General features: G+C 59.3%; 2 protein-coding genes and 1 pseudogene. All 3 read left to right on the forward strand.

All coding sequences use genetic code 11. The features are described from left to right. Positions 1-5 precede the first annotated feature (5 nt). Positions 6-769 (forward strand): annotated as a pseudogene (locus EL098_RS23865) (Ig-like domain-containing protein); the annotation flags it as partial. Continuing rightward, positions 761-1024 (forward strand): hypothetical protein, encoded by a 264-nt coding sequence (locus EL098_RS23870; RefSeq protein WP_456297836.1) that lies wholly within the window; start codon positions 761-763, stop codon positions 1022-1024. The pseudogene EL098_RS23865 and the gene EL098_RS23870, both read left to right, overlap by 9 nt. Then, positions 987-15671: an Ig-like domain-containing protein gene (locus EL098_RS10610; protein ID WP_408609125.1), complete on the forward strand. Its 14685-nt coding sequence runs from the start codon at positions 987-989 to the stop codon at positions 15669-15671. The genes EL098_RS23870 and EL098_RS10610 overlap by 38 nt, the downstream gene beginning before the upstream one ends. The last annotated feature ends 110 nt before the right edge of the window (positions 15672-15781 follow it).

A 15781-nucleotide genomic window follows, 5' to 3' on the forward strand; every position in this document is an offset into this window, starting at 1 on the left:
ACGCTGTGACCGACGATGCAACGCCAGCCTTTAGCGGCTCCGGCCAGCCGGGCGCGACTATCCAGATAAAAGACGGCAACGGAAACACGATTGCCAGCACCATGGTCGACAGCAACGGTTACTGGAAGGTGCTGCTGAGCGAGCAGCCTGACGGACGCACACCTACAGCGTGGTGCAAATCGACGGCAATAAAGTCACCTCTGCGGGCGATATCACCCTTAACATCGTCACCGCACAGGCTACCCTGAGCGTGGACACCACCGCGGGCGACAACAGAATTAACGCTGCGGAGCAGGCAAACGACATTGTCGTCAGCGGCAGTGCTACAGCGCTGGCAAGCGGCACGGCTTTAACCCTCACCCTGAACGGTAAAACCTACAGCGCTACGGTGGGCAACGACGGGCGCTGGAGCGTCACCGTGCCCGCTGCCGACGCTAAAAACCTGGCCGACGGGAGCTGGACGGTGGCCGTCAGCGGAAAAGACGCGGCAGGCAATACTATTTCTGCCAGCGAAACTCTTGTGGTCGACACCAAAGCGCCGGTTCTGACGCTGGATACTGTCGCCGGCGACAACATCATTAACGCCGCTGAACATAGCGCGGCCGTTACCATCGGCGGTACTACGGATGCCGAAGCTGGCCAGCTGGTCACGCTAAAACTCAACGGCAAGACCTATACCGCAACAGTGGGTGCGGACGGTCGCTGGAGCATGGATGTTCCGGCCGGCGACGTGCAGGCGTTGGCGGACAACAACTATACGCTGAACCTTAGCGTCAGCGACAAAGCGGGTAACACCACCACGGCAAACAGCACCCTGCTGGTGGATACCACTCCGCCGGAAACCAGCGTCAATACCGTGGCCGGAGATGACATTCTCAGCGTCAGCGAACAGGGACAGGCGCAGGTGATTTCCGGCACCAGCCGCGGGGCTGCTCCGGGTGATAAAGTCACGATTACGCTTGGGGGGCCAAACCTTCCATACTACCGTGCAGGAGAACGGCAGCTGGAGCGTCGGTGTTCCTAAAGAGACGATCTCTTCGCTGCCGCAAGGCAGCAACACCATTACCGTGTCTATCACCGATACGGCCGGTAATACCGGCTCCACCACGCACGATATCACCGTCAGCTCCACGCCGCCGGACGTGGCGTTCAACGCCATCAGCCAGGATAACGTGCTGAACGCCATCGAGGCAACGCAGCCGTTAACCCTGAGCGGAACCAGCAATCTCCCGGACGGCAGCACGGTAACGGTGACGCTGAATAGCGTCACCTACACGGCAGAAGTCAGCGGAGGCATCTGGCAGGTTCAGGTGCCGGTCAACGATGTGGTTAAGCTTGGCGACACAACCTACACCCTCAGCGTGAGCGGGACGGATACGACCGGCAATACGGGCACGGCAACGGCCACGCTGCAGGTAGATACTGCGCTGCCAACCGTTATTGTTTCTACCTTTGCGGGCGATAACCGCGTTAATAACAGCGAAATTAGCAATGACCAAATCCTGAGCGGGCGCGTTACCGGCGCGCAGGAAGGCGACGCCGTTACCATTACCATTGGCGGTAAAAATTACACCGCTAAGGTGCAAAGCGATCTGACCTGGAGCACCACCGTGCCGGCCGCAGATCTTCAGGCGCTGGGGGATGGCGACGTCTCGATTGTGGCTTCCGTGACTAACGCCCACGGCAATACCGGCTCCGGCAGTCGCGAGATTAATATTAATGCCCAGCTCCCTGGGCTGCGCATCAATGTCGTGTCTGGCGATGACGTGATTAACGCCATCGAGCAGCATCAGGATCTGACCGTTACCGGCAGCAGCTCGCACCTTAACGCCGGGACGATTATTACCGTGCGCGTTAATGACGTAAATTACCAGGCCGCCGTGAGCGCAACGGGGAGCTGGCAAATCGGCATCCCCGCGAGCGATCTGGCGGCGTGGCCGAACGGCAAGCTGGAGATCTTTGCCAGCTCTGCCGACGAGTCTGGAAACCCGGTTGCCGCTAACCGCCCGGTGGAAGTAGACCTGAATGCTGTGGCTATTTCCATCCACAGCGTGACCAGCGACGATATGCTGAACGCGGTTGAGAAGGCTGCTGACCTCACGCTGAGCGGAAAAACGCAGGGCGTTGAGAGCGGGCAAACGGTCGTGATCAAGTTTGGCGGCCATACCTACACGACCAGCGTGGATGGTAATGGTGACTGGACCTTGATTGTGCCTGCGGCAGACATGCGTGACATGGTAGATGGCCGTACCGAGGTGACCGCTAGCGTCACCAACGGCAACGGCAACAGCGCCAGCGGATCGCGCGAAGTACTGGTGGATACCCAGCCTCCGTCTATTACGCTGAATAGCGTCACGGCCGATAATATTCTTAACCACGCCGAAGCCGCTCAGGATCTGACGATCGCCGGTACCTCTACCGCTCAGGCGGGGCAAACGGTCACCGTCACCCTTAACAACCATCATTACACGGGGCTGGTTCTTGCCGACGGCAGCTGGAGCATTATCGTACCAGTTGCGGATCTGGCGAACCTGACCGACGGCAGCTGGTCTATCAGCGCCAGCGTCAGCGACGTGGCCGGTAACCCGGCCAGCACAAGCCACGGTATGCTTGTCGATACCACCGTGCCTGTCGTCACCATCAATACCTTTGCCGGGGATAACATCGTTAACCAGTCTGAACATGCTCAGGCGCAGGTGCTATCCGGTACTGCCACCGGTGCCGCAGTTGGCGACAGCGTAAAAATTACCGTTAACGGTGTTGAATACGCTACGGTGCTGGACGCCGGCGGAAACTGGAGCATGGGTCTGCCTGCGGAGGTCATTAGCGGTCTGGCGGATGGTACCTATACCGCAGCGGTCGTGGTGACCGATAAAGCGGGCAACGTCGGCAGCAGCTCGCTGACGTTTGAGGTGGCCACCGGCCTGCCGCAGATCGCTATCGATGCCATCGCCCAGGATGACGTGATTAACGCGGCAGAAAAAAGCGCTGAACTGACCATTAGCGGGACCAGTAATCAGCCGGATGGAACGCAAATTACCGTCAATCTGAACGGCGTAGATTACGCTGCGGTGGTCAACGGCAGTGCGTGGAACGTGAAGATCCCGGCGCAGGACGTAGCAAAACTGGGTGAAGCTAACTATACCGTTAGCGCTTCGGTCACGGACGCCAGCGGCAACAGTAACTCTGCAACTCATAGCGTGCTGGTTGATAGCTCTCTGCCTCTCATTACCATTAACACCGTCGCGGGCGATAACATCATTAATCTCGCCGAAGTGAATGCAGGACAGCAGCTCACCGGCAGCGTGATCAACGCGGCTGCGGGCGATAAGGTGACTATTGTGCTGGGCGGCAACAGCTACACCGCTATCGTGCAGAGCGACCTCAGCTGGAGCCTGCCGCTGAGCAAAGAGATGCTCACGGCGCTGGGCGATGGCGATCTTACCGCTCACGCCTCCGTCACCAACGGCCGTGGTAACACCGGCGGCACGGATCATGATTTCACCATACATGCCCAACTGCCGGGCCTGCGCATCAATACCATTGCGGGTGATGACGTTATCAACCTCGCGGAGCATAACCAGGATCTGATCGTCAGCGGGACCAGCATCGGGCTGAACGCAGGCAGCGTAGTGACCGTTACGCTGAACGGTAAAGACTATCTGGCGACGGTTAAGGCAGACGGAAGCTGGAGCGCCGCGGTACCGGGTGTGGATGTCAGCAGCTGGCCCGACGGCGTGTTAACGGTGACCGCCGCGGCACATGACGGCGCCAACAATCCGGTCAGTATTGACGCTGTTGTCGATGTTGATTTAGCTCCGGTATCCATCAGCGTGAACAGCATCACCGCGGATAACGTGCTGAACGCCGCAGAGAAAGGTGCCGACCTGATCCTTTCGGGCCTCACCACTCACGTTGAGCCCGGGCAGACCGTCACCATCACTTTTGCGGGCCATCGCTACACCACTACCGTTAACGACGACGGTAGCTGGAGCTATACCGTGCCTGCCGCCGATATGGCGAAGCTGAAGGACGGCGATGCGCAGGTTAACGTCAGCGTCAGTAACGTCAGCGGTAATCCAGCCTCAGCCTCTCAGGAATATAGCGTTGACGCCAGCGCGCCAGCGTTGACGATTGATCCGCTGAGCGGGGATAACCAGCTCAACGCGGCGGAGGTGAAGCAACCTCTGATTGTCAGCGGCAGCAGCAACGCAGAGCAGGGCCAGGAAGTGACGGTCACGCTAAATAATGTTAGCTATACCGCAACGGTTGGTGCCGACGGGCGCTGGAGCGTCAGCGTGCCGGCCAGCGATCTGGCTACGCTCGAGGACGGGATCCTCAACGTCAGCGCGTCGGTTGCTGACAAAGCCGGTAACCCGGCAAACGCAGACCGGGGCGTGCTGGTGGATATCACCGAGCCGACGCTGACTATCGGCACCGTCGCCGGGGACGACACGATTAACGCCAGCGAACATAACCAGGCCCACACCGTGAGCGGCACCAGCACCGGTGCAGCGGCGGGAGATGTGGTTACCGTAGTGGTAAATGGCCAGGGGGCATCGTTCACCTTCACCACCACCCTGGACGGCAACGGTCAATGGAATATCGGTATTCCGGCCTCGGTGATTCAAGGACTGGCTGACGGCAGCTACACCATTACCGCCAGCGTCACCGATGCGGCAGGGAACAGCGGCAGCGTGGATCATGCCCTGAACGTCAATACCGCCGTGCCGGCTATTTCCATCGCCACCATTGCGTTGGATGACGTCATTAACGCCACGGAAAAGGGCCAGGATTTGGTGCTGTCCGGCACCAGCAACCAGCCTGCGGGAACGATCATTATCGTCACCCTGAACGGTATCAATTATCAGGCCGTGGCCGGCACCGACGGCAGCTGGAGTACAACCCTACCGGCCTCTTCGGTCAGCAAGCTGGGAGAAGCCAACTACACGGTGACCGCGGCGGTGACCGACGCCCATGGCAACAGCAATAGCGACAGCCATACTGTGCTGGTTGACAGCGCCTTACCGACAGTCAGCATCGATAGCGTAACCAGCGACAATATTCTCAACATCACGGAAATCAACAGCGGGCAGACGCTCAGCGGTACCGTCACCGGGGCTGCGCAGGGTGACGTTGTTACGATTGATCTGGGCGGCGTGCTGTATCAGACGACCGTTCAGGCTGATTTGAGCTGGAGCCTGCCGGTTTCTACAGCGATCCTGACGGCGCTGGGTAACGGCGAGCTGACCATTACGGCCTCCGTGACCAACGGGCACGGCAACACCGGTGGCGGCAGTCGCGATATCGTTATTGATGCCAATTTACCGGGGCTGCGGGTCGATACCGTCGCCGGTGATAACGTTATCAATGCCATTGAGCATAACCAAAATCTGATTATTAACGGGACCAGCACCGGCCTCAGCGCGGGTAGCGCGGTGACCGTGACCATTAACGGAAAAGAGTACGCGGCAACCGTACGCGCGGACGGCAGCTGGCAGGCAGCCGTACCGAGCGACGATGTCAGCCGCTGGGCCGAGGGGGCCGTCACGATTGGCGTGAAGGGCAGCAGCGGTGCGGGCAATGAGGTGGCTATCCAGCACCAGGTGACCGTCGATCTTACCGACGTGGTCATCAGCATTAACGCGGTTACCGGCGATAACGTTCTGAACGCCGCAGAAAAGGGCGCAAACCTCGAACTCTCCGGCTCGACGCAACATGTAGAGCCGGGGCAGACCGTAAACATCACCTTTGCAGGACACACCTACGCGGCTACGGTGCAGGCGGACGGCAGCTGGAAATATACCGTCCCGGCGGCGGATATGGTTAACCTGAAAGAGGGGGAAACCGCCGTACAGGTGAGCGTCAGCAACAAAAACGGTAACAGCACCCAGGCTGCGCAAAACGTTAGCGTCGACAGTATTGCGCCGACGCTGACCGTCGATCCTGTCAGCCAGGATAATCTGCTGAATGCCGCAGAAGCGAGTCAGGATCTGATCATCAGCGGGACAAGCACGGCAGAGACGGGCCAGACCGTGACGGTGGAGCTGAACGGTGAAAACTACCAGACCACGGTAAAAGCAGACGGAAGCTGGAGCCTGACCGTCCCTGCATCCGATGTCGGTAAGCTGGTCGACGGAGAAGTCATGATAACGGCGACCGTCGAAGATCGCGCAGGTAACCCGGGCAGCGCCAGCCGCGACATGCTGGTGGATATCACCGTGCCTGAAGTGACCATCGGAACGATAGCGACCGACGACGTTATTAACCAGACCGAACACGGCCAGGCGCAGGTGATCTCCGGCACCAGCACCGGCGCACAGGCCGGTGATATTGTCACCGTGACGCTGGGAAATAAAAGCTATACCGGCGTGGTGGATGCGAACGGTAACTGGAGTGTGGGCGTGCCGCGCGCTGATATCAGCGCGCTGGGAGACAGCACCTACACGGTGACCGCCTCGATCACCGACAAAGCGGGGAACATCGGCGATGCAAGCCATAGCGTTAAGGTCGATACCGCCGCGCCTACCCTGACAATTGATACGATCGCCGGGGATGACATCCTCAATGCCGACGAGAAAACAGCGGATGTGGTGATTAGCGGTTCCTCCACGGGTCTGGCCGATGGAACTTCCGTGACCGTGACCCTGAACGGCAAAAACTATACTGCCACGGTGGACGATCAGGGCAAATGGACCACCACCGTACCTGCCCAGGATGTCGGCAAACTGGGTGAAGCCTTCTATGAGGTTTCCGTTAGCGCCAGCAATGGCGTGGGCAACGGTGGTAGCCAGAGCACCACGCTCGAAGTGGCCTCTACGTTGCCTGGCGTTATCATCAATGCCGTGGCGACAGACGACGTTATCAATGCCGCCGAGCTGGCAGCTGGCCAGACGATTACCGGGCGCGTGACCGGCGTGCAGGCGGGAACGGATGTAACCATTAACATCGGCGGCGTGAATTATACCGCGAAGGTGCAAAGCGATCTGAGCTGGAGCCTGGCGCTCAGCAAAGAGGTACTGACCGCGCTCGGCGACGGCTCGCTAAAAATTAACGCCTCCGTAACCGACGGCGCAGGTAACACCGGTACCGGCTCTCGCGGGGTGACTATTGATGCCGCGCTGCCTGGTATTCGTATCAATACCCTTGCCGGCGACGACGTGATTAACGCCATTGAACACGGGACTAGCCTGGTGGTTAACGGCACCAGCAGCGGCCTGAGCGAGGGCAGCACGGTGACCGTGACGATCGACGGTAAAGACTATGTCGCCTCGGTCCTCGCCGACGGCAAATGGCAGACCGTGGTGCCGGGAAATGAAGTCAGCCAGTGGATAGCCGGTGACATTACCGTCTCTGCCACCGGGAGCAGCAGCTCGGGCAATCCTGTCTCTATCGATCACACCGTCAAGGTGGATCTCAGCGAAGTGGCTATTACCGTTGGCCAGGTTGCCGGGGATGATGTGGTTAATGCGGCCGAGAAAGGCACAGATTTACTGCTTTCAGGGGCGACGCAGAATGTAGAGCCCGGCCAGACCGTCACCGTGACCTTCGCCGGTCATACCTATACGACTCTGGTCGAGAGCGACGGCAGCTGGAAGCTGACCGTACCGGCGAATGATATGAAAGGCCTGAAGGATGGAGAGACGTCCGTGGAGGTCAGCGTCTCTAACGTTATCGGCAACGGAGCTTCCGCCGGGCGTGAAATCAGCGTCGATACCGCGGCGCCAACCCTGCAAATTAATACTATCGCCGGGGATAATGTGCTTAACGCCGCCGAAGCCGGACAGCCGGTGGTGATTACCGGTACCAGCAACGCGGAGACCGGACAAACCGTCACCGTGACGCTGAATAACGAAACCTACACCGGTACCGTGCAAGCAGATGGCAGCTGGAGCATCACCGTTCCTGTGGAAAAAGCCTCAGCCCTTACCGATGGCGTCTATACCGTTACGGCAACCGTCAGCGATGCAGCAGGCAATGGCTCTTCCACGAGCCACAATCTCGGCGTCGATGTCACCGTCCCGTCGATTACCTTTGGCGTGGTAGCGGGCGACAATGTGATTAACCTTGCTGAACACAGCCAGGCTCAGATCATTTCCGGCTCCAGCCGCGGCGCGGCTGCGGGCGATAAGATCACCATTACTCTCGGCGTTAGCAGCTGGACCACCACCGTTGATGCGGCAGGTAACTGGAGCATCGGCGTACCGAAGAGCGTGGTCAGCCAGCTGGCGGACGGCACCGTCACCCTGACGGCCAGCCTGACGGATGCCGCGGGCAACACCGGCCACGGCAGCCATGAAGTGACGGTCAATACCGGCCTGCCGTCGATCAATTTCAACCCTATCAGCGGCGATAACGTGCTGAACGCCACGGAAAAAGGTGAAACGCTGACGTTAAGCGGGACCAGCGCGAACCTTGCGCCGGGCACCAGCGTGACCGTCACGCTAAACGGCAAAAATTATACCGCTATCACCGATGCCAGCGGCAACTGGAGCGTTGACGTTCAGCCAGCCGATCTCGCCGGGCTGGGCGAAGCTAACTACACGCTGACCGCCACCGCCACAAGCTCCATCGGCAACAGCGCCAGCACCCACGCCAGTCTGCTGGTGGACACCGCCGCGCCGGGCGTGATGATTAACCCGGTCACCGCCGATAATGTGGTGAATGCAGCAGAAATCGCGGCTGGCCAGACCCTCAGCGGCAAGGTCAGCAATGCTGCAGCAGGTGACACTGTCACGATTGTGCTGGGCGGGAAAACCTACACCGCCACGGTTCAGCCCGATTTAAGCTGGAGTCTCGACCTGTCTGCCGAGCTGTTGACCGCGCTCGGTAACGGCAGATTAACCGTGACGGCCTCGGTCACTAACGGCCACGGTAACAGCGGCACGGCCAATCGTGAATTCGCTATCGATGCCAGCCTGCCGGGCATCCGTATCAACACCGTGGCGGGTGATGATGTGATTAATGCCATCGAACACAACCAGAACCTGATCGTCAGCGGCAGTGCCAGCGGCATGAGCGAAGGGAGTACGGTGACCGTTACCATCAATGGTAAGACTTACCTGGCCACCGTCAGCGCAAGCGGCGCCTGGTCTGCTGCGGTACCGGCCGAAGATGTCGGCGGCTGGGCTGCAGGTACTCTCACGATCGTCGCAGCGGGCAGCAGCAGCGCAGGTAACCCGGTGTCCATCGAACGCCCTGTGAATGTCGATCTCAGCCCGGTGGCGGTGAGTGTGGATAATATTACCGCTGACAACGTGCTTAACGCCGCGGAGAAAGGCAGCGACCTGCTGCTTTCGGGCAGCACCCGGAACGTGGAGCCGGGCCAGATCGTCACCCTTATCTTTGGCGGCCGGACCTACACGACGCAGGTAGAGGCTGACGGTAGCTGGCACTATACGGTACCGGCGAGCGACATGGTGGGGCTGAAGGACGGCGATACGTCTGTGAAGGTCAGCGTCACGAATGTGAACGGCAACGGCGCCAGCGCAGAGCGTGAATTCAGCGTAGACGCTACGGCGCCAGCGCTGACCCTCGATCCGGTTGCCACAGACAACGTGATTAACGCCGCGGAAGCCGGCGCGGGCGTTGTCGTGACCGGGACCTCCAGCGCGGAAGCGGGTCAAACGGTGACGCTGACGCTCGACGGAAAAACTTACACGGGCGTTGTGAAGGCGAATGGCACCTGGAGTATTACCCTTGATGCCACGGCATTAGCCGGCCTGGCGGATAACAACTATCCGCTCAGCGTCAGCGTCAGCGATGCCGCAGGCAACGGGGCGACCAGCAGCAAAACCATTACCCTGGACACCACCGCGCCGACCATCAGCTTCAACGCGATTGCCGGCGATGACATCATTAACCTTGTGGAGCACGCCCAGGCGCAGATTATTTCTGGCTCCAGCCGCGGTGCGGCGGCCGGGAATAATATTGTTATCACGCTTAATGGCGTTCAGTACGTCACCCAGGTCGACGCTAACGGCAACTGGAGCGTCGGCGTCCCGGCCTCGGCTATCTCTGCGCTGCAAAACGGCACGGCGACCGTCACCGCAACGTTAACCGACAGCGCTGGAAACGCGGGCACCCAATCCCATACGGTTGAAGTCAACGCCACCCGGATCGGTTTGACCATCGGAACTATCAGCGACGATGACGTCATTAACGCCGCCGAGCATCAGCAGGCGCTGGTGATTAGCGGCGGCAGCAGCGAACTTGCCCCAGGAACTCAGGTTACGGTGACGCTTAACGGCGTACAGTACAACGCCACTATTCATCAGGGCGGCGGCTGGAACGTTACCGTCCCGGCGAATCAGGTGCAAAATCTGGTGCATGGCAGAGGCTATACGATCTCGGCAATAGCCAGCGACGACGCAAACAACAGTACGTCAGCGACCCATAACATCAGCGTGGACACCGTCGCACCGACGGTGACGATTGCCGATATCTCCGGGGATAACGTGATCAATGCCGCCGAACAGCAGCAGCCGCTGACGATTCGCGGCAGCAGCAGCGCCGAGACCGGGCAAAAAGTGACGGTGGCGCTCGGCAGCGAAAGCTATGAAGCGACGGTTCAGCCGGACGGCAGCTGGAGTATCACCGTTCCGGCGGCGGACCTCGCGAAACTGTCAGAGGGCGATATTAACGTGAGCGCGACGGTCAGCGATAAGGCCGGCAACCCAGGCAGCGCCGATCGCACGTTGACGGTGGATACCGTCGCGCCGACCATCACTTTCAATAAGGTCGCGGGCGACGACATCATTAACAGCGCCGAGCAGCATGCCGGTCAGGTTATTAGCGGAACAACTAACGCACAGCCTGGGCAGACCCTCACCGTCACCTTCAACAACCACACCTATACGGCGGTGGTTAGCGGGACCGGAACGTGGGCGGTAACGGTGCCTGCCCAGGACTTCCTGGGGGCGGTCGACGGTAATTACCAGATCTCCGCAAGCGTCAGCGATAAAGCGGGCAACAGCGGCAGCGCGAATAAGCAGGTCACCCTGAGCGGAGAAGTGCCAACGCTCAGCATTAATGACTTCGCGCAGGACAATATCGTCAACGCGGCTGAGCATGGTACGCCGCTGGTGGTTAGCGGCGTGACCAACGCTCCAGCAGGGCAAACCGTGACGATTGTGCTTAACGGGCAGCAGTACACCACCACGGTAAATAGCGACGGGACCTGGCAGTATACGTTGGGCAGCAGTGCGGTCGCCGCGCTGGCTGACGGAGGGTCATATGTGATCCACGCAAGCGTCAGCAACAGCATCGGCAACAGCGCGGCAGCAGACCGTACCATCACGGTAGATACTACGCCTCCGCAGATGGCCATCACCATTGATGCCCTGCAAAATGACACCGGGTTAAGCGCCAGCGACTTTATTACCGCGGACAATAAGGTGGTAGTTAAAGGCTCCCTGAGCGCGGCACTCGGCAACAATGAGAAAGCGCAAATCAGCCTGGACGGCGGATTAACCTGGACTGACCTGGTGGTTAACGGCAAATCATGGAGCTATGCCGACGGGCGCACGCTCGCGGACGGCATCGTGACCTACAACGTGCGCGTTATCGACAATGCGGGCAACGTTGGCTCTACGGCGACGCAGAATGTGACTATCGATACCGTAGCGCCGGATGCCAGCAAAACTATTACCGTCGAAGCCATTACCCAGGATACCGGGCTGAATGCGCACGACTTCATTACCAGCGACAATACCCTGACGATCAGCGGCAAACTTGGCGCACCGCTCGCGACGGGCGAGCATGCACAAATCAGCATCGACGGCGGTAAGACCTGGGTTGACGTCAGTATTAGCGGCACAACCTGGAGCTACATCGATGGCCGTACCCTGGCCGATGGCGATCACCTTTACCAGCTGCGCGTCATTGATGATGCTGGCAATATCGGCGCAACCACCAGCCAGCTGGTGACCGTTGATACCGTTGCGCCTGATGCGAGCAAAACCGTCACCATCGACAGGATCGCCGATGATACCGGACTGAGTAACAGCGACTTTGTCACCAGCGACACTTCTCTGACTATCCACGGCTCTCTGGGCGCGTCACTGCTGGCCGGTGAATACGTGCAGATTAGCCTGGACGGCGGAACGACCTGGCAGATGGTGACAACGATAGGCACTACCTGGTACTTCAACGACGGGCGTACGCTTAGCGACGGCAGCTATCAGTACATTGTCCGCGTCGTGGACGATGCGGGTAACGTCGGGCAGAGCGCTTCTCAGACGGTTACGGTTGATACCACTCCGCCGGATGCGGCGATCACCGTCACCGTAGACAGCATCACCACCGACAGCGGCTTTAGCAACAGTGATTTTGTCACTAACGACAATACGCTGACGCTGAACGGTTCACTGGGTGCCGCGTTGGGTAGAAACGAGTTCGTGCAGGTCAGCTCCGACGGCGGCGTCACCTGGGTTAACGCCACGTCGGTAACCGGGACGAGCTGGAGCTACACCGACGGGCGTCAGCTTGCTGACGGCAACCACACGTGGCAGGTTCGCGTGGTCGACCTTGCCGGAAACGTTGGGGCAACGACCAGCCAGACGGTAACGGTGGATACCGTCGCGCCAACCTATGGCATCACCATTGACAGTATTTCGGATGATACCGGGCAGAGCGCCAGCGACTTTATCACTATGGATACCACGCTGACGCTGAACGGGACGCTGGGCCACGCTCTTGCCAGCGACGAACGTGTACAAATCAGTCTCGACGGTGGGCAGAGCTGGGTTGATACCGTGGTGACAGGCACGGCCTGGCGCTACGTGGACGGCCGAACTCTGCCGGACGGTGACCATCTGTATCAGGTTCGTATCATCGATCAGGCCGGGAACGTTGGGTCAACGGCGAGCCAGGTTGTGACGGTGGATACCGTTGTGCCGGACACCGTGGGAACCATCGTCAGCTATACCGATAACGACGGCGAGCGTACCGGTACCTTCGACAGCAGCTATTCCACCGATGATACCTCGCCGGTACTGAACGGAACGCTGAACCAGGCGCTGGCGGCTGGAGAAATAGCGCAGATATTCCGCGATGGCGTTCTGGTCGGCAAGGTCACCGTCACCGGAGGTACCAACTGGACCTTTGCGGATACCGGGCTGCTGGACGGCAACTACCATTACGTTCTGCGCGTCACGGACACAGCGGGGAACTATACCGAGTCCGATGAGTTCGTTCTTAACGTTGACACTTCGGTACCAACGACCAAAGCGCTGGTGAACGGGCTAAACACCACCGACACCACGCCAATCATTACCGGAACCGTGGATGCTAACCTGGTAAACGGCGAGTTTGTGGTGGTGACGGTAAACAACAAAATCTACACCTCCGATCGCGGCGGCGCGGTGGTGGTCGATCCTTCGTCAAACACCTGGTATCTGCAGATCCCTGATGCCGATGTACTCGCGTTAACAAGCTATGATGTTACGGCACAGGTGAAAAGCAGCGCGGGCAACGGCAATAGCGTAGGCGTGACCCACGGCACCGTCGTGGTGGGCGCGGAAGCATCGATGTCGCCAGCCTGGTCTTTCACCAGCGCAACCAGCGCCATTGCCGCAAGCTTCATGCTTGACGAGAACGGGATGTGGACGTTTGCCAGTAACCAGCAGTTCGCCACCTCGAGTGACCGCAATAGCTACAAAGTGAGCGGAAACTTCACGATGACTGGCAACTACACAACGGCAACCTACGCGGACATCAACCGCGATGGTCACGCGGATATGCTGGTGGAGAGCACGAACTACAACTACGTCACCCAGTTGATAAACAACGGCGATGGTACTTACGCCTCATCCAGCACCGGCAGCAGCGCCACCGTAGGCACATTGCTGTGGTATGGCGCCGTCGTGGCTGTCGACTTCCAGGGCGACGGCTACGTTGACTTCGTGATGGGGGATGCCGGCGGGCCGGACTCCAGCACCTTTGTGAACAATAACGGCGGCAAACTAGTAGGGGCCTCAGCCTCCGGGACTTATGTCAACTTCGTCTCCGGATCGAAGGTCGGGAACTACAATAGCCTGATCGAAGCTTCCGGAGTGGATTTGAACAACGACGGTAAGGTGGATATTGCCCAGCACACCACCAACGGCGGCAACAACTATGCCCTGTCCACGATGTTCAACAAAGGGGACGGCACCTTTACCTGGGGTCAGAACTTCATTAACACCATGTACAGCGCCTACGGCGCTGCCGCCGCGAACAATGCGGTGAGCATGACCTGGGCTGACTTTAACGGCGACGGCTACATGGACCTCTATATGGGGATGTCGCGCGCCGGTAACGGCGGCATGCTGATGCTGAATGACGGCGCCGGTAATCTGCTTGCAGGCACGGCGGTAGGCAGCGAGAGATATAACGGCACGGTTAGCGTGGCGGTTGACTGGAATATGGATGGCCGGATGGACATCATCAAGCTGGCGAATACCGGGCAGTCGTACATGTACACCAACGACGGGCTGGCGGGGGTCGCGAGCTTTACCTCTTCGAGGTTCGGCTCGGCCACCACAACCCAGGTCTCCGGCGCGGCACTGGTCGACTATGACTGGGACGGCGCGCAGGATCTGCTTATTTTCCGGCAGAATGGCGGCGTGACGCTGGAAAGGAACACCAACACCGTTGCGCCGGGTACGGCCATTCACCTGAAAATTGTCGACAGCCAGGGCATTAACGTCTTCTTCGGCAACACGGTGAAGCTTTATAACTCTGCGGGAGATCTGGTGGCAAGCCAGGTAATCAACGCCCAGTCGGGTATCGGCATTAACGACGCTTCGGCGCTGGTGAGCTTCTATGGACTCAACCCGAACGAAACCTACCATGCGGAGCTGGTCAGAGCGATTAACGGCGTCTCCAGCAACACAACCTGGGGTGGATTAACCGCAGGTGACGGTAAAGACAGTTATGCCGTGACGGCAGAGGCTGCCACCGGCGTTCACGGAGGCACGCTCACCGGAACGGGCTATAACGACACCTTTATCGCCGAGCAGGGAACCTATGTCTATAACGGCGGCGGCGGCTGGGAAACGTCCTCCGATCACCAGACCTGGAGCGCTACGGGCGGCATGGACGTGGTTGACTTCCGTAACTCTGGCGTTGGCGTTACCGTTGATCTTGGTAAAACCGGAGCGCAGGACACCGGCTTTAACATCTCGACCTTCACCAATATCGAAGGCATCGTCGGCTCAAGCCATGACGATGTGATCACCGGCAATAGCGGCAATAACACCTTTGAAGGCGGCGGCGGCAACGACACCTTCAATATCGGCAGCGGCGGGCACGATACGCTGCTCTACAAGCTGCTGAACAGCTCGGATGCTACTGGCGGTAACGGCCACGACGTAGTGAACGGCTTCAGCGTCGGCACCTGGGAGGGGACCGCGGACAGCGACCGTATCGATCTGCGCGCGCTGCTGCAGGGCAGCGGTTACACCGGCGACGCTTCTGCGCACTATATCAATGGTGTCGCCCAGTTGGGCGCCGGGGCCGGCAACATCGGGGACTTCATCAAAGTGGTGCGAAACGGCAGCAGCACGGAGATTCAGATTGACCGTGACGGCAACGGGGGAACCTTTGACCCGACAACCGTGGTAACGCTGAACGGGGTGCAAACCGATCTTGCTACGTTGCTGGCAAACCACCAGCTGTTGGTTATCTAGTATGTATCCCGCCGGATCTGCCTTCAGATCCGGCGGGATTTTAGCCGCTTATTCTTATGACCCGGTATTCATCATGTTTATTAAACAAACCGCGGAAAGGACGACACAGG

It is taken from the genome of Cedecea lapagei (assembly GCF_900635955.1).
Lineage (GTDB): Bacteria > Pseudomonadota > Gammaproteobacteria > Enterobacterales > Enterobacteriaceae > Cedecea > Cedecea lapagei.